We start from the raw sequence: 23,782 nt of genomic DNA, 5'->3' as shown, positions 1-23,782 counted from the left end.
ACGCTCAACGCTCAACGCTCGACGCTCGACGCTCGACGCTCGACGCTCGACGCTGGTACGGGGAGGCGGAAGGGGATTTTGTTTTCGTATTGGTGGATGCGGTTTTGGCGGTTTGGTTTCTCTTCCTCGGGTGCTAGGTCCAATGCCTGTTTGGCGTACTTGATTGCGGTTTCAAAGTTGCCTGCCTCTGCATAGCCTGTCGCCAAAACGCTGACGGCCCGCCAATCTTGCCAGCGTGATCGGACGCACATCTTCGTGGCGTTCTCAATGGCTTTGTCCGCGTCACGGAAAGCTGCGTCGGGGCATCCCGCTTGCAATAACGCGAGCGCCGTTCCGGCCTCGGTCACGGATGAGTTCAAGTCGTAGGCGAGCAAGTAATCGTCGATGGCCAGTTGCCATTGTCCGAGTTGCTCGTGAACGCGACCGCGGCAATACGCAGTGAAGTAGTGGTCGGTGAGATGACAGTGAACCTGGTTCAAATCTTGAAACGCTTTCTCGGGAGCAAGCTTCGCCATCAAGGCAAATCCGCGATAGGACAACGCGAGTTGATGACGTTTTGAAAGACGAAGCGCCGTCGTCAAATCGTTGATGGCAGCGTCGTACTCACTCAAGCAAAAATGCGACGCGCCGCGGTGAGCCCAGTAGTCTGCGCAGCCGTCGTCCAAATGAAGAATGCGGTCAAACGCGTCTCGTGCAGCGAGATGGTTCCCGGCAACGAAGAGCTGGACCGCATAACTGTTGAACGCCCACGCGGCGTGCTTTCGTCCGCATAACCAGGGAAGCAGGCGAAAGAGTGCACGAGAATCAAAGACAGGTGCGAGCCGATTTGCGGTGCGCAGTTGGACTCGGTGGAAGACGCGAACGAGTAAACGCCACGCGGCGAACGGCAGAACGACAAATACAAAGAGGGACAGGGCGATGCCGTGCAGGTCCAGTGCCATCAGTACCGCAGCGAAGGCGGTCAACACGACGACGGTCAGGATGTTGAAACGCCACGTCGTGTTCTGCGTGTGCGACATGGCTAGCTCGTCTACAAAAATCCGAGGTGAGTAGATGCTTCCAAAACGATCTTTTAGCTTCTAGCTTGACGCTCGTCGCTCAACCCTCCTCCGGGTCTGGTAGGTTGGTTTGGATCCAGCGGTCGGAGAGGTGGATGTCGGTGGTTTCGAGTTTGCCGGGGCCGAGGTTGTGGTATTTGTGCGGGATATTGGCTGGGCCCATTAACACGTCGCCCGTGTTGGCTTCGATCTTTTGGTCGCCGATCGTGAACAAGGCGCGGCCCGTGCGGACGATGAAGACTTCGTCGTACGGGTGAACGTGCCAGCGCGGGCCTTCGCCGATCTCTTGCGTCGCGTAGAAGAGTACCGTGACACCCGTACCGAGCGTTTTGCCTTCTAAGGCTCCAACCCAAAGATTGGTGTCTGAGCCCCATTGCGAACGAGGAACCCGCTTGGGTTGCCGGCCTTGAGGATCGAGTTCGTCGAAGTCGTAATGTTCCATTGGTCTAGCTGTTGGCTGTTAGCTGTTAGCTTCTAGCTTGGTTTTTGTGTGGAGCCCTCCCCGGCCGCTGGCGCGTCCGACCCTCCCGCACGCGGGAGGGTGAAGGCTTATAGCTAAAAGCTAATCGCTAGCAGCTAATAGCTATTAGCTTGCCGCTTTCTCATCGAATCACTGGGCAGACGTCGAACCATTCTCGTTTTTGCTTGAACATCCATTCGCTGGCTTCGGGTGGACCCCAGAGGCCGGTTTCGTACTGCAACAGCGGTGGAGCCGCGGGGCTGTTCCAGGCTTCGATGATCGGGTCGATGATGCCCCACGCCAGTTCGACTTCGTCGCCCCGGGCGAACAGGCTCGCGTCACCTTGGACGGCGTCGAGAAGCAAGCGTTGGTAGGCGTCGGGGAGTGCGTCGCCACCGATCGAATCTTGGAAATTGAAATCCAGGTGACTCGTTCTCGTCTTCATTCCCGCATCGGGGACTTTGGTTTCGAAGTGCAGTTGGATGCCTTCGGCCGGTTGAACTTGCATCACCAGGCGGTTGCCCATCGGGACCCGCGACTTGTCGCCAAACATCATGTGCGGGACGTTTTTGAACTGGATGACGATCTGCGTCGTGCGGCAGGACATGCCCTTGCCGCTGCGTAGATAAAACGGCACGCCGCGCCAACGCCAGTTATCACAGTACAGTTTGAGGGCGGCGTAGGTGGCCGTCTGGCTGCCCGGTGGCACGCCTTCTTCCTCGAGGTAGCCCTTGTATTGGCCACGGACGGTTTGGGACGCAAAATCGCCCCCGGTCATCTTACGCACCGCGTGTAGCACTTTGACTTTTTCGTCACGAACCATCGTGCCGTCGTACCGCGCCGGTGGTTCCATGGCGGTGATCATCATCAGTTGCAAGATGTGATTTTGGAACATGTCGCGCAGGATACCGCTGGTGTCGTAATACCCGGCTCGCCGGCCGATCACCACTTCTTCGGCAACCGTGATCTGGATGTGATCGACGTAGTTGCGGTTCCAGAGCGGTTCGAAGATCGAGTTGGCGAACCGCAGCGCGAAGATGTTTTGGACGGTCTCTTTGCCGAGGTAGTGGTCGATCCGGTAGATCTGATCTTCGTCGAAGACGTGATGGATTGATGCGTTGAGCTGTTTGGCGGTCTTGAGATCGGTGCCGAACGGTTTTTCGATGATCACGCGGCGGGTACCGTTGTCTTCGCACGCGAGACCGGCGGCACCGAGTTGATCGATCGCGGTGGCATACAGTTGCGGCATGGTCGAGAGGTAATACACCCGGCCGGTCTTTTTGCCGTCTTCGATTTCGGTCAGAAACTCAGCGAGGGTTTGAAACGAGGCGGAGTCTTTGATGTCGCCGCTCTGGTAGAAAACCTTGGGGGCGAACGTATTCCACGAGTCCGCCGTGAACGCTTTGCCGGCAAATTTCTCGGTCGTTTCTCGAAGGCTCGCTCGCCATTCATCGTGCGCAAACGGGCTGCGTGACACGCCGACGATGCGGGTGTTTTCGGGCAGTCGACCCTTGGCGTGAAGTTGGTAGAGCGCTGGGATGAGCTTGCGGCTGGTCAGATCGCCGCTGGCACCGAAGATCACGATCGTGTTGGACATGGAAACGAGCCGGGAAGGGTGTGCAAATGCGAATGGGACGAGGTGACTACTCTAAGACCGATCGCCGCTGAGGACGAGACCCCTGGTGGCGAGCTGGGAGTGTGGGAGCTGGGAGCTGGGAGTGTGGGGCTGGGTGGGGAGCTACTCGAAACGTTCGCGGGTTTTGGTGTAACGCGGGCCGCCCATCCGTCCGATCGTGTGAAGTTTTTCGGGATCGATCCGGTGTTCTTCGTCGAGTACCGATTCGGCAACGTAAATCGACACGATGCGTCCGACGACGAGGTTGGCGCCGCCGGGGCCGACGCCGAGCTGCATCGACGTGAGCAGTTCGCATTCCATCGCCGCGGCCGCGTCGCTGACCCGGGGTGGGGCGACGAGGGACGACGCCGATTTTTGCGTGCCCGCGAGAATGAATTCGTCTTCTCCGGCGGGGACATCGAGTGCGGAGTGTTTCATCTCCTCAAACGATTCTTCGGTGACCACGTTGACGACAAATTGCCCGTTGGCCCGAATGTTGGCGAGCGTGTCTTTGGCGGTGCCGTCAGGCCGGTTGGCGGGGCAGAACATCAGCGTCGGGGGATTGGCACCGACACCGTTGAAGAAACTGAACGGGGCGAGGTTGCAAACGCCGTCGCGGTCAATCGTGGACACCCACGCGATCGGTCGCGGGGTGATGATCGCGGTCATGGCTTCGTAGAGCCGCCGTACCGACAAGTCGCTCGGTTTGATGTCCATGTGAGCTTTCGATTTTTCCGGTGGTTGCCGGTGCTGGGTTGAAAATGGTTCGCAAAGCGGCCCGTGATCGGTTCCAAGCACCAGTTGGTGGACCGGATGCTCGCTAGCTCAGCAAACCGTCGAGCAGACCGGTGCTGTCGCCCATCGACTCGGCCGGCGTGCCCATGCACTCTAGCATCGATAGAAACAGATTGGCCATGGGTTGTTCGTGTTGATAACGCATCACCCGGCCGGTCTCAACCCGACCGCATCCGCCGCCGGCCAGGATCAGTGGCAGGTCGTGGTGGGTGTGTCGGTTTCCGTCGCCCAGTCCGCTGCCGTAGAGCACGAGGGATTGGTCGAGCAGCGTGCCGTGGGCGTCACTGACACTGTCGAGTTGTTCGAGGAAATACCCGAATTGTTCGACGAGGTAGTGGTCGATCTTCCGCAGTTTGGAAACGTTGGCTTCTTGGTTGCGGTGATGGCTGAGCCCGTGGTGGGCATCGTTGACGCCGATCTCTTTATAGGATCGTGTGCCACCGGCGGTGTCGAGCATCAGCGTGGCGACGCGGGTGGTGTCGGTTTGGAATCCGACGACCATGAGGTCGAACATCAACCTCGCGTGTTCGCGGAACGCTTCGACGCGGCCGACCGGGACCTGCAAGTCGGGCATTGCGGCTTCATCTTCGGCCTCGGTGCGTTCGATGCGTCGTTCGATTTCACGGATGCTGGTGAAATATTCGTCGAGTTTGCGTTTGTCGGTTTGGCCGACTTGCCGCATCAGTTTCTCGGCGTCGGCGCGGACGATGTCGAGAATGCTGCGTCGGATCTGACGTTGTTCGCGTTGAGCCGAGGCGTCGCCGCTGCCGAACATGCGTTCGAAAGCAAGCCGCGGGATCGTCTCTTTAGGCATCGGCTGGGTCTCGTTTTTCCACGAGATATTCGACGAGTACGCGCAGCTGTATCCGGAATCGCAACTGCCCGCATTGCGGCTGCCTTGGAGTCCGAGTTCGATCGAGGGCAACGTCGTCTTTCCCGCCAGCGCCGTCGCCGCGACTTGGTCGACCGAGATGCCCAAACGAATGTTGCTGCTCGTCTTGACCGGTCGGGCCGCCGTCAGGAACGTTGAACCGCCGCGGGCGTGGTCACCCGCCCCGTCGTGTTTGCCGCGGCCGTTGTCCAAGGCCAGATTTTCGAGCAAGTTGATTTTGGACTTGACCGATTCGAGCGGTGACAACGTGGCGCTGAGTTGCCAATCTTTGAATGACAACCGCGGTGCACTGCTGTCGGTGATGATGTCGCCGTGTCGGTCGCGTTCGTGGCCCGCAATGATCGGCCGCCAATCCGGCTGGATGACGCCATTGGGCACAAACACGCAGGCCATTCGCACGGGCGCGGCCGACCCATCGCGATCGGATTGTGTGGATGCGAAAACGCTCGATGCGGCGGGCGTCATCGATTCGAGCAGCGGCAAACCGAGCGACATGCCGGCGGCGCGGAGCAACGTTCGTCGAGGCAGCCGATGGACACCGCGGGGACAGGCCGGGGATCGCACGTCGGTGCTGCGGTTGCCTGTTGAGATCATGGCTTTTTTGGCTTTCATGACGACGGTACCTCGGCTTGATGGTTCAGGAACGGGGGACTGAGAATGACCTGCTCGAGCAGATCACGCACACGGAAATGTTCGTCTTGGGTCTTGTCCAAGATCGCTTCGACGAAACACCGATCGCTCGGCCGGAGTTCGCGTCCGATCGCAAAAGTCAGCATCCGGCGGACGGCGGTTTCGGCGAGCGCACGTTCTTCGGTCTCGGCGAGCAACGCCGCGAGTTCGCGCGCACCCTCGAACGAACGACCGCCGGGCAATTCACCCGTCGCGTCGCCGCGTGCGGGATCGTCTTTGGATCGCAGTCGACCGAAGTGGTCGTAGTCTTCCAAACCGAAACCGAGCGAGTCCATCACACGGTGACAGGACGCACATCCGGGGTCGGCACGGTGCAGTTCGAGTTGCTCGCGCAGTGTCGCGTCGGCCGACGCGGTTTGCGTTTCTTCGAGTCCCGGGACTCCCGGTGGGGCTTCCGGGGGCGGGGTGCCGAGAACGTTTTCGAGAATCCACTTTCCGCGTTGGACGGGTGAGTTCCGTGTCGGGTAGCTGGTCACCAGCAACACGCCGGCATGTCCCAGGATTCCTTTTCGGCCACGATCGCCCATGTTGACGGGGACAACGCCGGAGTCATCCGCATCGGATGGAAAATCGACGCCGTACCACTGAGCGAGCGGCCGGCTGATGAAGGTCATGTCACTGGTCAGCAGTTCCGAAATCGGGCGGTTCTCTCGTAAAAGGTACAGGAACAATTGCTCGGTTTCAGACGAAAGCATCGCCGGGGTGATCTCGGCGGACGAGTTTGTTGTGCCCACGCCGATCTCGGTGAACTCGCTCAAGTCCCGCGATTGGAGATTGCCCAGGCCAAACCATTGACGCGCGAACTGGCTGCCGAGCGAATCCGATTTCTTGTCGTTGAGCATCCGGCGGACGTGCCCCATCCGCTTGTCCGGATCCTGGAGTTCGCCGCGTTTGGCGACGTCGAGGAGTTGGTCGTCGGGAAGACTGCTCCACAGGAAAAACGACAACCGGCTGGCCAACTGATTCGATGACAACGGGATCGCATCGCCCGCTGCGGCAAGTTTGCGTTGATGTTCGTCTTCGGGGACTTCGATCCGGAAGAGGAAACGCGGTGAGACCAGGATCGCCGAAATCGCGACACGGATGGCTTCGTAGTAGGTGTCTCCTCGGTCGGTCATCTGTTTAACGACGTTGACGTAAGGAGTGATGTCCTCGTCGGTGACCTCGCCTCGGAACGCCCGACGCATGATCGGACGGAGGCATTTTCTCGCCGCGTCGGCGACGTCGACGTAACGATCGCGACGACGCTCGGGGATGCGGCCGAGGAGCTTCTTTTGTCCCGGCGGCAGGTCTTCGCGAGTCGATGCGTGTGGGCCTTTGACGACAACGCTGAGGAACCGTACCGGGAATCGTTCTTCGTCGATGTCGCGATCAACCTCCAGGACCGAGCCTTTGGGCAATCGTGTCTTTTCGATTTGTGCGTCGTCAATCTCGGTGATCGAGGTCAGCACCGATTGGTCGACTTGCCAATCTTCGTGCTCTTTGAGTTCATCGAGTTGGCTCGCCGGGGTGGTCGATGCGCGGAAGAACAGTCGGTGCGTGCCGGCGTCGAGCGTCATCCGAGTGGATGCGAAGTCTTCCCCGGATCGACCTTCGCGATGTTCGAGTTGAAATATCCCCTGCAGGATCCCGTCGGCGGTGTGCATGGTTGCGAGTACGGCGCCCCGCGATTTCACCCGGGAAGAACCTCGCACTTCGATCGTGTACTGGCCGCGGACGGGGACATCCACGTCGAACCAAGCGAGCCCGTCGGCTTCGACGTAGCGTTGTCCGAATGTGCCCGTGCGGGATTCGCCGAGCACGTACAGGGTGTCTCCGGAGAAGGTTTTTTCAATCCGGGGCAAAGTGTCGGGATCGACGATGATTTGCGAGGTCACCTGTTCGGCGGCCGTCAAGTATTTATCCATCAACATCGTCGACAGTGACAACACGTCAGCGTTGTTGTCGAACCCGCCGCCGACTTCATCGGATGGGAATTGGTCGGCTGGTCGGAGGTCGGTTCCAAAGAGGTCGCGGATCGCGTTGTTGTATTCGGCTCGGTTGAGTCGCCGAGCGGTCGTGCGGCCGGGACGGGGACGCAGATCGCAGGTGGCGTGATAAACCAGTGCATCGAGCCGGTCGGCGAGTTCGCGACGTTCGGCGATCTCCGGAATGGCAGCGTCTTCGGGTGGCATCGCCGCAAATCGGATCATGCTGATCACACGAACAGCCAGATCGCTGTGTCGCTGCACTCCCTCGAGCGTATTGAAGTCGCTCAGATCAACTTCGGCTTCCGCGTAGTCGGAACTGTGACAATCGAGACAGTACGTCTCCAACAGTGGCCAACCGGTGCTGACCCACTGCGATGCGGCGATCTCAGCAGGTGTCTGCGTGGATGCATCGGTCGCGTATGCGGAATCGCTCAGCAGAGCGACCAAGACGACGACGATCATCCGGTATCGCTGCAGTGAAAGAAGCGATCCCGATGCATGAACGTCACAACGTGAAAACGCTGAGGTTGTCATGGGCAGGGCATCCGGGCGGGAACCCGAATCGACGTGGGAGGCGGGGCAGGATCGTCGGGTGGGGAGGCGGGGCAGGATCGTCGGGTGGGGAGGCGGGGGCGGTTCGTTTTTTGGGGTTGGCGAGCGTGACGCTCGATCTTCTCTTCGCGTTACCCGATCCTCTGCACGGGAGGATCGAGCGATACGTTGAGTTTGAAATGGTTACCGCAGAACCACACGGCAACCATTTTGATGTTGTTGATCGATCTCATCTTCCACCGGATCAGGTCGGATTCCAGACGCTGGGTGTTGGCGACTGGGACGCAGGTCCGGGGAAGATTGATTCGATCGAAATTTCGTTTGCCAATCAGTCGGCTGAAACTGCGTCGGCGGGGACGAGGATTTCGCCCATGTCGTTGACGCCAGACTTCAGGTCGATTTCAAAGCGTTGACGTTTCCAATCGGTTGGCTTGCCACCGACTTTGACTTCGTCCAATTTTCCGCCTTCGAAACGTACGGCGAAGGTGATTTCTTTACCGGAAGGCAATCCTTCGATCACAATGTTGCCGTCCTCATCGCTGACGTCGGCAAACGGGTGTTCGAGAACGACCACGTAGGCACGCATCCAAGGGTGGATGTTGCAATCGACTGGAATCGGAGCAGGCTCTTCTTCTTTCAGCGCGATCTCTTTTTCTTGGCCCGAAGGGATCATCAGGTTTTGGGCGGTGTTTTTGATGAAGTTCAGGTTGGCGTTGTGACCGACGGGATCGGGGTTGGTGATCTTGAGCGTGTCACCGGCTTGGGCGATCACGACGTGCGGTTCGAACCGGCATTCGTCGTTGGCCAGCGTGTGCGTTTTGGCTGCCGGGGTGGTCTTTGGCAAATCGTCGCCGCTGGAGCGGGTGTACACGTGTACGATGACGTTCTTGATTCCCTTGTTGCTGGGATTGATCACCAATTTTTCATTGGGGATGTCGTGCTTTCCGCAGAACTCACGGTCTTTGTTCGGGTCGATGTTGCCAACCGCTGGTGGCGTGCCGTCGTAAACGAACCGCATTTTCAACGTCGCGTCCTGAGCGGAAGCCGCGTTGGTCCCGCCGATGATCGCGGACAAGCAACAGGCAGTTGCTAACAGGCGTGTGATTCGACGTGGGGATTGGGTGAGCGCCAAGGGAATTTCTCCAGTTGTAGAAGGGTCGGCCCAAAATCGACTGCTTTCCTGACGCCTGACGTCGATGGAAGAGGGGCCAATTTCGAGACAAAAACGGTTTCGAAGGGTCGGTCGGGAGGGAATTGCGGGGCACATTGGGAACGACGTCCCGCGAGCACTGCAATCGTTTACCAAAAAATGACCCGGTAAGGCCATGTTACAGGGGGGAGGAGCGGCGAGAAACGATTAAATCGCCGCGAACGCGGACGAATCGTCTTATTTGCCGTCCCAAATGGGGTGGGAGTCCGTGCGGCTTTTGACGCACGACGCTGGATATTGTAGACGTTTGCCATAGAATGTCCAATCCGAAGTCTCTTGCTCCCACATTCTGAGGTTGTTCGATGCCCCTGTATGAATACGAATGCGATCGTTGCCATGAAACCAAGGAAATTCTGGTCCGAACACCGGACGAGAAGGCGACCTGCCCGGACTGTGGCAGCGACAAAATCGAGCGATTGCTTAGCGTTCCGGCGGCCCCGTCGATGGGGCGATCGCTGCCGGTGAGCGGTGGTGGCGGGATGCCAGAAAGCTGCGGCCAGCCGCGATGTTGCGGTGGCGGATGCCAGATCTGAGCCCGCAGAGACGACTTAACCGGTAAACTTTACCAGATTCGCTTAACCGTCCTGACCCTTACGCCCGATACCCGTATTGGGCGTTTGCTTTGCGCGGACGCTTCCGACCCGCCCGATCGTGGCGAGTCGGCGTGCAATGGAATGGACCTTGGTTGAATGAACTCTGTGATGAACCAACTATCCGAACGAATGTTCGCGTGCTGTGTGTCTCGCCCGACCAGCGGATCGGCCATCGATTCTTGCGTCGCTCGGGGTGGCATGATGCTCGGATTCCTCCTCGCCGGTTTGGTTTTGGTCCCGGCCACCGCGACGGCGCAGGTTCGTACAAAACGACCTGATCGTGGGACATACAATCCCGTTGGGCCATCGACGCCGCCACCCACCGTTCGCACCCAACCGGTCTCGACGCAGTATGCAGCACCGGAGGCAGCGGAGGACGGTGCCGATGAGAATACCGCGCAAGGTCTGGTTGAGCCGATCTCGCTGAAACCGCTGCCTTCGATGGTGCGGCGCAACACGGCTCGCGTGCACGCGACGTCCGATTCGTCGGAAGCCCATCGCCGGTCAACCACGACGCCGCAACTGCGAGAAGTCAGAAATCCGAAAGCGATCCGGTTGAGCCGTCTCGACTCGAGTGACCGGGCCTTAACCGCGAACGGTTCGGTCGACAGCCCGATCGTCCAACCGGCTTCGTTCGAGGCACCGCACCGAATCGAGACCGCTCCTCGGGTCTTGCACGCTCCCCAAAACCGCCGCGTGATCGGTAGCCAGCTCAATCCATCAGGCATGCGACCCACCGCGAGCCGAGGGCACGGACGCACCACGCTGATTCAACACCAACGTGCCGGTGGCGAGTGGATCGAAGAAAATGTTGTTGGGTCGGGTGCGATGGGTTGGACCGGAGAACATTGGGAAGGCGAGTATGGCGTGAGCTGTGACTCTTGTGGCGGAGCGGGATGCGGCAGCTGCGACGGCCTCTACGGCGGTTGCGATGGCTACTGCGATGACGGATGTGACAGTTGCGGTCACTACGGTCATTACCTTCACCACGCAAACGCGTCGCTATCGTTTGATCCGTGCCGTTGGTTTGCCTCGTTTGAACTGCTGTTGTTGTTCCGCGAAGGTGATCTGATTCCGTCGCTGATCACGACCAGTCCCGAGGGCACACTCGGCGGTGTTGCGGGCGAGTTGCCCGGGGCGACGACGCTCTTTGGCGGCGAAAACTTTTTTAATGAGTTGACCGCAGGTGGCCGTTTGACGCTTGGCACCTGGCTCGACAATCAACAATGTCGCAGCCTCGTGTTTCGGGGATGGACGGCAACGGAATCGAGTGACTCGTTCGCTGCCCGCGAAGCCATCGATAGCGGAGGCATTCTGGCGGTTCCGACCACGACCAATGGCGCCGCCGATGCGATCTTGATCGCCTTTCCCGACTCGACCGAAAACTTCGGCCGCTTCGGTTCGGTGAGTGCCTCGGCGAGCAGCAATGTGTTTGGCGGTGATGTTTCGGTTCGTCAGTTTTGGACCGGCGGATTGGGGACCACGTTCGACGTGTTCTACGGCTATCAATACATGCGGTTGCAAGAAGACTTGCAGTTGTCGACGTCGAGCACCAAGACGCAAGATCCGTTTCCGGATGCGATCGGAACAAACCTGACCACATCGGATTCGTTTGACACGCTCAATGAATTTCATGGCGGACAGCTCGGGATCGCAGGTCGCTACCGCGAAGGTTGCTGGAGTTTCGATTGGCTCGGCAAGGTCGGCTTCGGCCAAGTCCGTCGGAAGGCGGAACTTCGCGGACAGTCGGTGATCACCACAGATATTCCGCCTGCTTCAGTCAGTGATTCGGGATTGCTGATCAGTGACGCCAACAGCGGTACGTATTCGGACAACACCTTCGGTTGGGCTCCTGAGTTCGACATGTCGATCGGATGGCACAAGTACCCACGGTATGACGTCACGTTCGGTTACAACATCATCGCGATGACGGACGCAATCCGGTTGTCGGGAGTGATGGATCCGGACAATACCGTGGACACGCCTCGCAGCACTCCCGTGGACGAGACGTTTGTGTTGCAAGGCATCCATTTCGGTATCCGCCACGTTTATTAATCGGCGATCCGCGGTGGGAGTGCCTGCCGCGATCGCAACCGAATCCCGCGTGACGGAAATGCGACCGCTCTGAAAGTGGGCGGTTTGTTGCGGACGTGCGTTTTTCTAGCGTCGGCGACGCCCGCCGGTAGCGTCTGGCCGGGTTGGAGGCCTCGGTTCCTGAGCGAGGAATCGCCTCGGAAGAGGGCTTTTGACGCTGTTTGGGCCAAAAAACCGTCCCGGAAAGCGGGTTGGTCTATTCTGCCTTCGCACCTTGCCTATTACAGTGTCCTCAGAGCAGGCAGGTGGGATAGATCGGGTGGACTCTCATTGGCCGTTTGGGCAATCGCCCCGGTTGCACGTTGGAACCGTGGCTAGCACCCAATTGGCTGTCGTGCTGACCGACCCCGGCCGACCTGCTGCAACGAATTCAAACCGCCGGTTCATAAGATTGGAAGACGAGAATGCCTCAAGGGAGAATATTGGTCACGGGTGCGACGGGGATGGTGGGCAGTTTGTTAATTGCCCGTGCGTTGCAGGACGGCTATTCGATCCGTGCCATGGTGCGGCCGACGAGCAACCGGGAAGCTTTTGAGGGGCTCGATGTTGAACTGTATGAGGCCGATCTGGCCGACCCAGAGACCTTGCCCGGGGCACTCGAAGGAGTTGATTACGTCGTCAACACGGCGGCCCATGTCGGCGACTGGGGGCCCGCCGAAAAATTCCGCGCGATCAACGTCGTCGCGCTCGAAGCGATGCTGATCGCCGCTCGCAAACAGGCACAACTCAAACGATGGGTGCAGATCAGTTCGCTCGGCGTCTATTCCGCAACTCATCATTACGGAACCGATGAGACGACGCCACCGGATCTCGCTGGCCTCGACGGTTATACGGCAACCAAAGCCGAAGCCGAGGTGTTGCTCAATCGGACGATCAAAGAAGACAACTTTCCCGCCACGATCATTCGCCCCGGTTTCATTTACGGACCCGGCGATCGTCACGTCGTGCCACGCATAATCGAACGTCTCGCCGCCGGCCAAATGAAGTTGATCGGTGACGGCAAGAAGATGCTCAATAATACCTATGCCGGAAACCTCGTCGACGCGATCATGCTTGCTCTCGAGAAGGAAGCGGCGATCGGCGAGACATTCAACATCCGCGACGGACGGCTGGTTTCGCGTGAAGAGTTTGTGGGTGCGATCGCTGATTACATGGGACTGCCGATGCCGAAGAAGGTACCGGAGTGGTTGGCCCGGAGTGCGGTCGGCTTCATCGAAGGGTTTGCAAAAATGCGAGGGGCTACCGAAGCCCCGTTGTTGACCAATGCCCGCATCAAATTCCTGGCGTTGAATCTGGATTTTTCGATCGCGAAGGCGCAAGAAAAACTCGGCTACGAACCGAAGACCGATTTCCGTGACGGCATCAAGATCGCGTTGGACTGGGCGGCAAGTCAAAACTTGATCTCGCCCGCAACCGAGCGAAAGGCTGGGTAGATCGCCAGATGTTACCAATCATTCAGAAAACACTTTTTTCGATTTATTACCCGTACTGCGGTATGGTCAGCCGCATGCTGCCGAGCATCACGCTCGACGGTCGCAAGCTGCGTGTCCTGCCGGGTGTTTATAAACCGCTCGATAGTGAACATCACTTGGTTGATTTCATCGCCGCTGGCAAAAAAGTGTTGGACGTTGGTTGTGGTTCAGGTGTGATCACTTTGTTCGCGGCGCTCAAAAGCGATCACGTCACGGCAGTCGATATCAGTCCGCAGGCGATCGAGAACACGCGGCAAAATTGCGAAACTCACAACGTCAAAAACGTGACGGTCAAACAAAGCGACATGTACGCCGCCGTCGAGGGAGAACTCTTCGATTACATCGTCAGTTATCCGCCATTGTTCGAAGGTTCGTTCGCATCGGATGACAAACAGTGGTGCACGTCGTTGCACTTCGTCGAAGACTTGTTCGGTGGGGCGGCGAAACATTTGCACCCCGATGGCAAATTGGTCGTCCTGCTGCCCCAACGTCTCCTCAACTCACCGATCGACTTGAGTGAAAAGTATGGGCTCCAGTTCGAGTCCGCCGTTCCGCATCACAATCGATCGTTAGCCAACCGCATCCACGCGCTACCGTATCTGCACTTCAACATGAACAACCACGTCGCGACGTTCAGCCGCGCGAAATAACGACCGAGGTCCCTCGTGGTTGAGGCAGCAATCCGGTGGGGCCGGTCAGGCATACCGACTTGCAAACCCGTCCAGCAACCAAACGGGGTTGATCGATGAACCGAGCGGATTCAACGCCGGCTGGAAACACGTTTTTCTTGCCCGCTCTGCCATTCCTGCTAGGGGGTGTTCTGCTCAGTGGTTGGACCGCCATATCGGTCGTTGCTGAAGAGCCGATCGGTCGAGTCGTCGTGTATCCCGCCCCACCCGGCGAAGAAACGAGTTCCGAGTATCAAGTCTCGGTTGACGGTCATGCGGTTCCCGTCTATCTCGCCAAAGTCGCCCCCGCGGACGCGGCCCGGCGTTGGCGGGCGATGGATGACAAAAAAAACTCAGCGAACTTCTACGATACCGCCGCGTTTGCCTCGTTCGATATGCAAGGTACTGTCACCGTGACGGTGACGGTGCCTGAAACCGTGACCTCGGCAAAAATACTGCCAACGTCGGCGGGCATTTCCGCGGAGTTCCATGGCCGATCGATATCGTTCACGCTTTCCTCGCCCGCGAATTTGACGCTGGAGATCAACGGCGAATGGGTTCGGTCGCTGCATCTGTTTGCGAATCCGATCGAAACGGATATTCCCGATCCCGACGATCCAAATGTCATCTTCTATGGCCCGGGCATCCACGAAATCAATCGTTTGGTCGTCCGTGATGGTGAGACATTGTACGTGGCCGGCGGTGCGATCCTGCGTGCGGGGATCGGACCGGAAGAGGAGTATCGCGTGAATCCCGAGACGGGACTCCGCAACTACACGCCTTCGATCGAACTGCGTGGCAAAAACATATCCCTGCGTGGACGTGGCATCATTGATGCCAGTGGGTGCCCCACGCACGCCCGAAATCTCGTCTACGTCAATGGTTCCGACATCACGGTCTCGGGAGTGATTCTGCGAGATTCGAGTACGTGGAACCTGCCGATTCGCCAATCCGATCGAGTTTGGGTGCACCATCTCAAGATAATCGGGTACCGAGCGAATTCTGATGGAGTCGACATCTGCAACAGCCGAGACGTGACGGTCGAAGACTGTTTTATTCGAACTCTCGATGATCTGATCGTGGTGAAGACCGACAAGGGACAGGGAGAAGCAAAACGAATCCTCGCCCAGCGATGTGTGCTGTGGAATCAGGTCGCCCACGCTTTAAGCATCGGGGCCGAAATCAGAGAGAACGTCACCGATGTGTTGTTTACCGATTGCGACGTGATTCACGATCAGGGGCGAGAATGGTCGATGCGGATCTTTCACAGCGACTCGGCCCGTGTCAGTGATGTCAGTTTTGAGGACATTCGAATTGAGGAAGCCCGCAATCTCATCTCGTTATGGATTGGCAAATCGAGATGGAGTCATGATGAGGGTTTCGGACGCATCGAAAATGTGTTTTTCAAGGACATCGAGGCCAAGGGCGATCCGCTGCGGGTGGAACTGGTCGGTGGTGACGCGGACCATCACATTGAAAACGTGTTGTTTCAGAACGTGATCCTCAACGGCAAACCGCTCACCGAAGATCAGTTGAATACGAACGGGTTCGTCGACAACCTGATCCTTCAGCCATAACGAATGTTAACGCACGCAAACAGAAAGCTTCGACTCGGATTTTCTCGTGGTCTGAGGTCCAGAAAACGAGAATCTTGCGACCATTCCACGATATCATTTGGAATGATCTGTTCGACGATGAACGTTCGGCAGCGACAGCGATGCTAGCGTGACGATCGTTTTGTCGGCGAGGATCCCGCCTCCGTTGCCCGCCTCACACCTATCTGGTTTGACGAATGAACCGACTTTTTATGCTCGCCGTTCTCTGTTGCTTGTCCACCTGCGCGACCGCTGCGGATCGACCCAACGTGTTGTTCATCGCGGTTGATGATTTGAATCATTGGCTGACACATTTAGATAGAAACCCGCAAGCGAGAACGCCGAACTTCGATCGGCTCGCCGAACGTGGAGTTACTTTTACCAATGCGCATTGTGCGGTTCCGGCATGCGAGCCGTCACGGTGCGCGCTGATGGGTGGTCGCCGTCCATGGACGACGGGATGTTACTACAACGGCCACGCGTGGAAACAGTATCAGCCGGCGGGCGATGGGTTGAGTGCGCAATTCCTCCGAGCCGGTTATCACGTCGCTGGCGCCGGAAAGATCTATCATTCGATGAAGTATCACCCCAGCGAATGGACGGAATACATGTCCACGAGCGGGTTGAGCAGCAACGGTCCCGGTGTTAAGAAGATGGATGGCTTCCATGACGACGTCACGCATCCGAAGCTCAAGGACGATGATCTGCTCGATTGGCATGCGGTAGATTACTGCATCGAACGAATCGAAAAAGAGAGCGATCAGCCTTTCTTCGTGGCTTGCGGTCTGTACAAGCCGCACCTGCCGTTTGTGGTTCCTCGCAAGTACTACGACGCATTTCCGCTTGAGACGATTGAGCTGCCACCGCATATCGAAAACGACCTCGATGATGTTCCTCCGTCAGGAGTGAAGATGGCGAAGCCCGATGGGGATCATGCCAAGTTGCTCAAAAGCGGTCGTTGGAAAGCGGCCATTCAGTCTTACTTGGCAACCTGTGCCTACACGGACATGAATCTCGGACGATTGCTCGATGCACTCGACGCGAGCCCCAACGCGGACAACACCATCATTTGCTTGTGGAGCGATCACGGTTGGTCATTCGGCGAAAAGGAACACTGGCGAAAGTTTGCTTTGTGGGAGGAAACCACTCGGACGCCGCTGATTTGGGTCGTTCCCGGCGTCACAACACCCGGGACGCGATGCAATCGCCCCGTCGATTTAATGTCTCTCTACCCGACGCTGTGTGAATTGACAGGAATCGCAACACCTAGTCATGTCAGCGGCCACGGCATCACGGAACTGTTGAAAGATCCGAAAGCGGAGTGGCGATTTCCAGCGATCACGACGCATGGCCGTGGCAATCACTCCGTTAAAACGGAAACGCATCGCTACATCCGATACGCTGACGGGGGTGAAGAACTGTACGACGTGCTCCAGGATCCGTACGAATGGAAGAACCTAGCGATGGACCCTTCATTCACTGCGATCAAGGAAGAACTCGCGGCATGGTTACCCGATCAAGAACACCCGATGGCAAAAAAACAAGTCTCGAAATGACTCGCTGAGTTCGTTGAATCGTTGCGAGTCTGGCATGGGGGCGGCGTCGTTTCCGACCCCGTGTGTTGGTCAGGGATTCGGGCGCGAAGGTCACGACTCTTGCGTAGTATCCTGTCAAACGTCGCCTTGTCGTCGTGTTCGAATTCGCCGCCGTGTTCCCGTTACTGGATCGGCTCGTCGGACGGTATGAGAAACGTCGCGAACTGTTGTCGCATTTCTGCGATCCGCTCTGGGGTCCACCACTTCATGAACTTGGTTCGTGAAGATTCCAGTGCGGCGACCTCCCACTGGATCATCTGATTGATCGTTTTCTTGCATCCTTTGGAGTCTTTGCCGGATAGCAGTTTGCGATAGAAGTCGATTGCCGAAGCATGGTCGTTGATGAGGCCGAGCTTATTTTGCAACTTCACAAAAACAGACGTTTGCTTTTGAAGCGTTTTGCCGAATGCCGGTGTCAACAAACCCATTGCATATCGAACCGTCTTGCCCTCGATCCGTAATTCGTGCAACGCTTCGATATCGCTCAGGTCCGATTCCCCGGCGGCGAAAAATCGAGCGACCATCGGTTCGAACCGGTCGTGTGCGAAACGGTCGAAGTTCGGTTCCTTGCCTTTGCCCCGCCACTTCACGCCCTTAACGAGCTTGCAAATCGTCTTGTCAAATTCATCCTGTTTCGCATGGACGTAAGCACGTTTGACAAGACGTTGCGCCTTGATTCGACGTGATTGAATGAATGCCAGCAGATCGTCAACCCCCGGTTCTCGCTGGTCCGCATCGCAGCGCAAGAGACGTTGTTGAAGAATGTCTAAATCGCGAGCGGGGCCGGCAGCTTTTCGAAGTGACCGCAGTTGTTTTTCGACCGAAATGGTCGTTTTGCGAGGCAGCAGCGGCGCGTACAGTTCCAAGGCGGCGTTGGCACGTCTCACGCCCACGCGTAGTTGATGCACGTGCTCAACGTTTTTGTCCGCTCGCTTGGCCGCCTTGGGGGCACATGCCCAGGCCGATTTCAAACGCTGTTGAATGCTTTCCTTGGCGACCAAGCTGACAGGTGAGTCTGCGGAGTCAGTAGGATTGGACGCGCTTGGTTTGAGCGGATTCTTGGACTTGCTCATCGAGTATCTGACTATCGGCGGTTGGCTTGGCTCGTAGTCCAGGGCATGACCGCTAACGCCGAACGCTTGAAATGGAAGGGGAATTCTTAAGCTTAGGTGCAGAACATGCCAAAGCAAGACGAATCGGGGCAATCCGGCAATTCTTAACAATTCAAAATGGTGTTTGGTTAAAAGCAAATTTGCCGGTTGCCTGAACTGGAGGGTTTGCGGGCTATTGCTAACAAAAGTATTAGCGGAACGGCGCGAGCCGTCCGGTTCCACGTCAAGTTCGCGTGCTTTGTCTCACCCTGATTTGCGTGGTGCTTGAACCGGAGGGCTTGCGCCCTACCGCTAGAAAAAGTATTAGCGGAACGGCGCGAGCCGTCCGGTGCCACGTCAAATTCGAGTGCTTTGTCTCACCCTGATTTGCGTGGTGCCTGAACCGGAGGGCTCGCGCCCTACCGCTAGAAAAAGTATTAGCGGAACGGCGCGAGCCGTCCGGTGCCACGTCAAGTTCGAGTGCTTTGTCTCTGCCAGATTTGCGTGGTGCCTGAACCGGAGGGCTCACGCCCTACCGCTAGAAAAAGTATTAGCGGAACGGCGCGAGCCGTCCGGTGCCACGTCAAGTTCGAGTGCTTTGTCTCTTCCAGATTTGCCGGTTGCCTGAACCGGAGGGCTCGCGCCCTATCGCTAGAAAAAGAATTAGCGGAACGGCGCGAGCCGTCCGGTGCCACGTCAAGTTCGAGTGCTTTGTCTCTGCCAAATTTGCGTGGTGCTTGAACCGGAGGGCTTGCGCCCTACCGCTAGAAAAAGTATTAGCGGAACGGCGCGAGCCGTCCGGTGGCACTCCAAATCCTTATGCCGTCACAACACTTGGCCTATCGATTCCGTTGCACAGGCGAATACGGCGTGGCCTCTGTAAAACCATCTTGCCGCATTACGAAATGGGAGACGACAGAGGCTGCCAAACAGCGGAGGTATGTGGTGAGATTGGCAATGTTTTTACGCAAAGTGTCAATTCAGACGAACGGCCGACACGGCTAAGGTATTGGCAGTGGGGCATGCTGCACGTCGCAACTTTCACAACGCGATCGGAGAAATGCTGCGTGACGATGGCGATCATCCATTTGCTATCTCGGAACATGGGACCTGTCGAGTATGAATTCTGAGTCGTTGATCCAACGGTTGCGACATGGCGATCCGGTGATCGGAACGCTGCTCGTGTCAACGTCTCCGCGATGGCCGGATGCGTTGCGCCACAGTGGGTTGGATTTTGTGTTCATCGATACCGAACACATCGCGATCGATCGAACGGAATTGAGTTGGATGTGTCAGACGTATTCCGCGATGGGGCTCGCGCCGCTGGTCCGTATTCCGTCACCAGATCCGTATGCCGCCACGATGGTGCTCGACGGTGGTGCCGCCGGTGTGGTCGCGCCGTACGTTGAATCGGCGAATCAAGTCAAATCGCTGCGTGGAGCGGTCAAGCTGCGTCCGATCCGAGGCGCGAAGTTGGAGCAAATGCTCAACGGCGAACCTGTTGAACCTGGACTGGCCGGCTACGTCCAAGCGGGTGCGAAGACACGATGTTTGGTGATCAACATTGAAAGCGTCGCGGGGATTGACGCCCTCGACGAAATCCTCGCCGTTCCCGAGCTCGACGCCTTGTTGATCGGACCCCATGATTTGTCGTGCAGCCTTGGTGTTCCCGAGCAGTACGACCATCCTCAGTTTTTGTCCGCTTGTGATACGATCTTCACCAAAGCTCGCGCCGCAGGCGTGGGCGCAGGAATTCATTTTTGGGGCGACGTGGATCAACAGGTCGGCTTTCTCAAACGCGGGGCGAACATGCTCATCCATAGCGGAGACATTTCGCTGTTTCAGAAGTATTTGTGTCACGAGGTAGCGGCGATCAAAAAGGCTACGGGGATGTTGGTCCAAGATTCCTCTCAGGAAACGATCCAGGTCTAGAGCTTTATCATCCTTAAAATGAGGGTGAGACCGGACCGCTCACGCCGTTCCTCGACGCTTTTGGGCGGTAGGACACGAGCCCTCCAGTTAACGCAATCCCTTCACTCCAAGTTTGTCAAAACACTGGCTGTTTCGTTTCTCTTTCTTATTGTGTTTTCAATGCACTTGTTTCTATTGATCGCTGGCTCGTTGTTGTTTTCCATTTGCCATTCGTACGCACAGGAGTTGGAGATTCAAAGGAGCGTGATCGCGGAGGGTACCGCCGAATTTGATTGGACACAGGCACGAACCGTTTTCGTGCCGGGCGAGGACGGGTTGTTCCTCACCACGATGTCACAAACGTCCAAAATCGGCTCACATGGTTATCACGATGTCTACATGACGGTCAGTCGAGATGGCGGAAGAACGTGGACGACCCCCGAGGTGGTCCCCGCACTCAAACGTGTTCGCCGAGCGGACGACTATGAGGTCGTCGCGGGCGATATCTGGCCGCATTGGCATGCGGAATCGGGCAAGGTTCTGCTCACCGGAAAAACGTTCCATTTTGCTGGGGGCACCCGAGAAAACTATCTTCGCGAGGAAGTCTTCTACGCCGTCATGGATCCTGAGACGTTGGAGTGCGGCCCACTTCGCACGCTCTCATTGCCTGATGTCGATCATGGTGGATCGCCCTTCGTTGCCCCTAACGCCGGATGTCATCAGGTTGTTCTCTTGCCAAACGGTGATGTCTTGCTGCCGATCCGGTATCAAAAGAACGCACAGCAACGCATTTACACGACGATGGTCGCCCGGTGTGGTTTCGACGGCGAAACATTGACCTACCGCGAACACGGATCCGAGCACACTCTCAACAAGGGACGCGGTCTTTATGAACCGAGCGTCACGTTGTTTCGTGATCAGGCGTTCTTGACCATGCGGGCGGACCACGGAGCATTTGTTTCCCGCAGCGACAACGGGATTCGGTTCACAGCCGAGATCCCGTGGATGTTTGATGACGGCACGCCACTGGGCAGTTACAACACACAACAGCACTGGATGACGGTCGGCGACAAGCTGTATCTCGTTTATACCCGGCCCGGTGCGCAGAACGATCACATCATGCGCCATCGCGCACCATTGTTTGTCGCGGAAGTGGACCCAGAACGATTAGTGGCGATTCGCAGCACCGAACAGGTTTTGGTTCCCGAGAACGCAGCAACGCTTGGCAATTCCGGGGTTTGTCAAATCCACGCAAATGAATCCTGGGTCACGGTCGCCGAAGGGTTGATCCGTCTCGGTGCTCGGAAGGGCGAGAACAATAAGGTTTTCTTGGTCAAGGTGGCGCGGCCGTAGCTGGGTTCCCTTTCCGACACGCCGGTTACGAGGACGGCAGCGAAGATTGAGCTCGTCTGCAGATAGTCCGATCGGATGCGGTTGGCAGGGGTACGGACCGCCACTGCCGAAAACGCTGGTTGAATGCGTTGATGTAATATGTACTCTTTGCCAGTTGGTACATGTTTCTCGCGATAGATCGGCTAACCCATGGATCGGATCAGTTCCACTTCAATTTTCCCTTCGCAAGCATTTCAAAAGGGTGTCCGCGGATTTCTCGCGACGACGAACAAGTGGTTGATCGTGGCCGTGTCGGGGGTGGTGCTCGTTCCGTTGGTCCTTACCGGACTGATCTGTTTCGCCTTGCCAATGATGGGGTTTCTCGCCCTGCTGTACAACGCTTATGAGATTCGCTTCCAAAATCCGGTCAGCGACGTTTGGATCGACGGTGACTATCTGATAATGGAGCGTCGAGATGAGACCGATCGAATCCATTTGGCGAATGTTCGATCGTTGAAACTGTCGACTTACAACAATCCCCCGTACTGCGTGATGGTGTTGGACGTTCCGAGTCGCTGGGGTGAGACGGTGACATGGTTTCCCAGTCGGCTGTCGTCGTTCGGCGAAATCACGACCCTGATTGCTGAATTACACAAGCGAATCGATCAGGCACGTCAGGTACCGCCCAAATCGTAGCCACACCGCCCATCGTCAGTCGGATTGTGAATCGTCGAGTGAGCGGAGCAGCACAGCGATTTCGTGTTGGTCGGATTCATTAGCCACCACGATCAGTCGAGTTCCGATTGCCGTGAGGTTGACGCGGGGCGGATCATGGACTTCGCCGGTGCTTGCTTGCGAAATTGTGTCCTTAATCGCTTCGATAATGTCGTCGGTGGTGCCGAGATTGGAGGCCTTGAGCAGTCTCGCGATGTCGTAGACACGCCGCAACATGCGATTGCGGGCTTCGTCGATTGTCGTGATTCGGATTCGATCGTTCTCGACATAGAAGCCCAGCCCCTGCGGCGTGAGAATCTCATTAAGAGTCGAGCGAATCGTCAGATCGTCTGCGGAAAAGTCGATCAACAAATCAAGATCGATACCCTTCTTCTCGATCGATTGCCTGTCAATCACCATGCTGATGTCGAAGTCAAACTCGATGTATGACAACCCTTCTTGCAACGGGACTTCGATAAAGTCGTAAGAACTGAGGTGATTCAACTGAACGAGGAGGTCTCGCGTCGTCGTGTGCTGGCGTTGTGTGACGATCGGCCAAGGGTCGGTGGGACGATTTTCGAGTCCGGTTTGATACGCGGCTTCTCTGCTTACCCTTCGTACGACACGTACGGCTTGCTCGGCCATCGATTGGCTCTCCGGCTGTTTTGCCACGCGAGTTAACGACAACAACAGTGGATTGGAATTGTCGAGGCGTCCACTTGAGGCGAGCACAAGGTCCCGCGATAGATCTGGTTCGCTTTCGAGCAGATCCAGGATCGCTTGTCGGGAATCGGTTGTGGACGGTTTTCGTATCTGGTTAGCGAGCCAATGATTGAGTAATTGCCGATTTTCGGCCGTTCGATCTTCGAAATCAAATCCTCGGCGCTGGTCGGCCCGTAGCTGATGGAGTTCTTCCTCGAGTGCGGCGCGGGAATCGGCGAGTTCGGCAAAGTGTTCTCGCTGCGAGTCGAGTACGGCTTCATGGTATGCGTTGCGAGTCGCCATCTCGTTCTCAATCTTTTCGAGCTCAGCCAGAAGCTTTTCTGCGTGATGAATCATTCGTGAAATCGTTTGGCCGTTCGGCCGTTGGATTGCGTCCTGTGCACTTTGTTTGAAGTCGGAACGTCGCGAAATTTGTTTCTCCTCCAGCGTTTTCATCGCATCCGAGGTTGTGGCATCTGGACTGCCATCGGTTGCGTCGTTGTTAACAGGTGAGGACGGTTCGGCGGCAGGCGATGCAAACGGGTCCGCGGATGCTGCAGAGGAACTCGGGATACCAAACGGATCGTCGTCAGCGTAAAGGGGGACAGCGATTCCTATGTTCACTAGGGTGAGGCTGCCCACGCACCCAAAGACTGCGACCCAAGCGAAGGATACAGCGCGTTCGAAAATCGTGTTTCGATTCGAGACCATTGGTGTGCGAATCATGGCATGACCCATTAATTGGTGTGGGGGAAATTGCGTGTCTAAAGCGG

18 protein-coding genes are annotated in these 23,782 nt (G+C 57.2%); 9 read left to right on the top strand and 9 right to left on the bottom strand.

Translation table 11 applies throughout. The features are described 5' to 3' along the window. Positions 1-11: 11 nt before the first annotated feature. The 7 genes from NB063_RS20245 to NB063_RS20215 all read right to left on the bottom strand — a co-directional run bounded on the left by NB063_RS20245 (position 12) and on the right by NB063_RS20215 (position 9,164). Positions 12-1,019 (bottom strand): tetratricopeptide repeat protein, encoded by a 1,008-nt coding sequence (locus tag NB063_RS20245; RefSeq protein WP_250930587.1) that lies wholly within the window; start codon positions 1,017-1,019, stop codon positions 12-14. A gap of 79 nt (positions 1,020-1,098) precedes the next feature. Further along, a complete protein-coding gene (locus NB063_RS20240; protein WP_250930586.1) occupies positions 1,099-1,500 on the bottom strand; it encodes a cupin domain-containing protein in 402 nt (133 codons plus the stop codon). A gap of 160 nt (positions 1,501-1,660) precedes the next feature. Continuing rightward, positions 1,661-3,115: a glucose-6-phosphate dehydrogenase gene (zwf, locus tag NB063_RS20235; RefSeq protein WP_250930585.1), complete on the bottom strand. Its 1,455-nt coding sequence runs from the start codon at positions 3,113-3,115 to the stop codon at positions 1,661-1,663. A 141-nt stretch (positions 3,116-3,256) separates the two neighbouring features. Beyond that, positions 3,257-3,850 (bottom strand): flavin reductase family protein, encoded by a 594-nt coding sequence (locus tag NB063_RS20230; RefSeq protein WP_250930584.1) that lies wholly within the window; start codon positions 3,848-3,850, stop codon positions 3,257-3,259. 103 nt (positions 3,851-3,953) lie between these two features. Then, the gene (locus NB063_RS20225) at positions 3,954-5,432 is read right to left on the bottom strand and encodes a DUF1552 domain-containing protein (protein WP_250930583.1); all 1,479 of its coding nucleotides are present in this window, start codon (positions 5,430-5,432) and stop codon (positions 3,954-3,956) included. Continuing rightward, entirely contained in the window at positions 5,429-8,014 is a 2,586-nt protein-coding gene (locus tag NB063_RS20220) for a DUF1592 domain-containing protein (RefSeq protein ID WP_250930582.1), read from the bottom strand. The genes NB063_RS20225 and NB063_RS20220 overlap by 4 nt, the downstream gene beginning before the upstream one ends. A gap of 346 nt (positions 8,015-8,360) precedes the next feature. Next, positions 8,361-9,164: a methylamine utilization protein gene (locus tag NB063_RS20215; protein ID WP_250930581.1), complete on the bottom strand. Its 804-nt coding sequence runs from the start codon at positions 9,162-9,164 to the stop codon at positions 8,361-8,363. 380 nt (positions 9,165-9,544) lie between these two features. On the opposite strand from NB063_RS20215, the gene NB063_RS20210 reads away from it, so the two are divergent. The 6 genes from NB063_RS20210 to NB063_RS20185 all read left to right on the top strand — a co-directional run bounded on the left by NB063_RS20210 (position 9,545) and on the right by NB063_RS20185 (position 17,220). Continuing rightward, positions 9,545-9,775, top strand: a complete 231-nt coding sequence (locus tag NB063_RS20210; RefSeq protein ID WP_250930580.1) for an FmdB family zinc ribbon protein — start codon at positions 9,545-9,547, stop codon at positions 9,773-9,775. Between the two features lie 168 nt (positions 9,776-9,943). Further along, on the top strand, positions 9,944-11,890 hold the full coding sequence (locus NB063_RS20205) for a BBP7 family outer membrane beta-barrel protein (RefSeq protein WP_250930579.1): 1,947 nt from the start codon (positions 9,944-9,946) through the stop codon (positions 11,888-11,890). 443 nt (positions 11,891-12,333) lie between these two features. Then, the gene (locus NB063_RS20200) at positions 12,334-13,362 is read left to right on the top strand and encodes an NAD-dependent epimerase/dehydratase family protein (RefSeq protein WP_250930578.1); all 1,029 of its coding nucleotides are present in this window, start codon (positions 12,334-12,336) and stop codon (positions 13,360-13,362) included. 8 nt (positions 13,363-13,370) lie between these two features. Next, positions 13,371-14,051 carry a class I SAM-dependent methyltransferase gene (locus NB063_RS20195; RefSeq protein WP_250930577.1) on the top strand — a complete coding sequence of 227 codons (681 nt, stop codon included), beginning with the start codon at positions 13,371-13,373 and terminating at the stop codon, positions 14,049-14,051. A gap of 95 nt (positions 14,052-14,146) precedes the next feature. Further along, positions 14,147-15,646, top strand: a complete 1,500-nt coding sequence (locus NB063_RS20190; RefSeq protein WP_250930576.1) for a glycosyl hydrolase family 28 protein — start codon at positions 14,147-14,149, stop codon at positions 15,644-15,646. A gap of 215 nt (positions 15,647-15,861) precedes the next feature. Then, positions 15,862-17,220, top strand: coding sequence for a sulfatase (locus NB063_RS20185; protein WP_250930575.1), 1,359 nt, complete (start codon positions 15,862-15,864; stop codon positions 17,218-17,220). Between the two features lie 161 nt (positions 17,221-17,381). On the opposite strand, the gene NB063_RS20180 is transcribed toward NB063_RS20185, so the two are convergent. Next, entirely contained in the window at positions 17,382-18,332 is a 951-nt protein-coding gene (locus NB063_RS20180) for a CHAD domain-containing protein (RefSeq protein ID WP_250930574.1), read from the bottom strand. Between the two features lie 1,137 nt (positions 18,333-19,469). Between NB063_RS20180 and NB063_RS20175 the strand changes: the two genes are divergently transcribed. The 3 genes from NB063_RS20175 (at position 19,470) to NB063_RS20165 (ending at position 22,289) form a co-directional block, all read left to right on the top strand. Continuing rightward, positions 19,470-20,282, top strand: a complete 813-nt coding sequence (locus tag NB063_RS20175) for an HpcH/HpaI aldolase family protein (RefSeq protein ID WP_250930573.1) — start codon at positions 19,470-19,472, stop codon at positions 20,280-20,282. A 159-nt stretch (positions 20,283-20,441) separates the two neighbouring features. Continuing rightward, the gene (locus tag NB063_RS20170) at positions 20,442-21,614 is read left to right on the top strand and encodes a sialidase family protein (RefSeq protein WP_250930572.1); all 1,173 of its coding nucleotides are present in this window, start codon (positions 20,442-20,444) and stop codon (positions 21,612-21,614) included. A gap of 189 nt (positions 21,615-21,803) precedes the next feature. Continuing rightward, positions 21,804-22,289 carry a hypothetical protein gene (locus tag NB063_RS20165; protein ID WP_250930571.1) on the top strand — a complete coding sequence of 162 codons (486 nt, stop codon included), beginning with the start codon at positions 21,804-21,806 and terminating at the stop codon, positions 22,287-22,289. Positions 22,290-22,304: 15 nt separating this feature from the next. Here the strand turns inward: NB063_RS20165 and NB063_RS20160 are convergent, their stop codons facing one another. Continuing rightward, entirely contained in the window at positions 22,305-23,735 is a 1,431-nt protein-coding gene (locus NB063_RS20160; RefSeq protein WP_250930570.1) for a hypothetical protein, read from the bottom strand. Positions 23,736-23,782 lie beyond the last annotated feature (47 nt).

Source organism: Aporhodopirellula aestuarii, assembly GCF_023701485.1.
In the GTDB taxonomy this organism is placed as follows: domain Bacteria; phylum Planctomycetota; class Planctomycetia; order Pirellulales; family Pirellulaceae; genus Rhodopirellula; species Rhodopirellula aestuarii.
The sequence above is the reverse complement of the archived record's forward strand: the minus strand, read 5'-3'. Positions and strand labels throughout refer to the sequence as shown.

Excerpts from the sequence above, each read along its gene's own strand:
- NB063_RS20200 (WP_250930578.1), top strand. The coding sequence starts at position 12,334 with ATGCCTCAAGGGAGAATATTGGTCACGGGTGCGACGGGGATGGTGGGC.
- NB063_RS20245 (WP_250930587.1), bottom strand. The coding sequence starts at position 1,019 with ATGTCGCACACGCAGAACACGACGTGGCGTTTCAACATCCTGACCGTC.
- NB063_RS20170 (WP_250930572.1), top strand. The coding sequence starts at position 20,442 with ATGCACTTGTTTCTATTGATCGCTGGCTCGTTGTTGTTTTCCATTTGC.
- NB063_RS20165 (WP_250930571.1), top strand. The coding sequence starts at position 21,804 with ATGGATCGGATCAGTTCCACTTCAATTTTCCCTTCGCAAGCATTTCAA.
- NB063_RS20185 (WP_250930575.1), top strand. The coding sequence starts at position 15,862 with ATGAACCGACTTTTTATGCTCGCCGTTCTCTGTTGCTTGTCCACCTGC.
- NB063_RS20180 (WP_250930574.1), bottom strand. The coding sequence starts at position 18,332 with ATGAGCAAGTCCAAGAATCCGCTCAAACCAAGCGCGTCCAATCCTACT.
- NB063_RS20175 (WP_250930573.1), top strand. The coding sequence starts at position 19,470 with ATGAATTCTGAGTCGTTGATCCAACGGTTGCGACATGGCGATCCGGTG.
- NB063_RS20230 (WP_250930584.1), bottom strand. The coding sequence starts at position 3,850 with ATGGACATCAAACCGAGCGACTTGTCGGTACGGCGGCTCTACGAAGCC.
- NB063_RS20240 (WP_250930586.1), bottom strand. The coding sequence starts at position 1,500 with ATGGAACATTACGACTTCGACGAACTCGATCCTCAAGGCCGGCAACCC.
- NB063_RS20220 (WP_250930582.1), bottom strand. The coding sequence starts at position 8,014 with ATGACAACCTCAGCGTTTTCACGTTGTGACGTTCATGCATCGGGATCG.
- NB063_RS20160 (WP_250930570.1), bottom strand. The coding sequence starts at position 23,735 with ATGATTCGCACACCAATGGTCTCGAATCGAAACACGATTTTCGAACGC.
- NB063_RS20210 (WP_250930580.1), top strand. The coding sequence starts at position 9,545 with ATGCCCCTGTATGAATACGAATGCGATCGTTGCCATGAAACCAAGGAA.
- NB063_RS20225 (WP_250930583.1), bottom strand. The coding sequence starts at position 5,432 with ATGAAAGCCAAAAAAGCCATGATCTCAACAGGCAACCGCAGCACCGAC.
- NB063_RS20195 (WP_250930577.1), top strand. The coding sequence starts at position 13,371 with ATGTTACCAATCATTCAGAAAACACTTTTTTCGATTTATTACCCGTAC.
- zwf (WP_250930585.1), bottom strand. The coding sequence starts at position 3,115 with ATGTCCAACACGATCGTGATCTTCGGTGCCAGCGGCGATCTGACCAGC.
- NB063_RS20190 (WP_250930576.1), top strand. The coding sequence starts at position 14,147 with ATGAACCGAGCGGATTCAACGCCGGCTGGAAACACGTTTTTCTTGCCC.
- NB063_RS20205 (WP_250930579.1), top strand. The coding sequence starts at position 9,944 with ATGAACCAACTATCCGAACGAATGTTCGCGTGCTGTGTGTCTCGCCCG.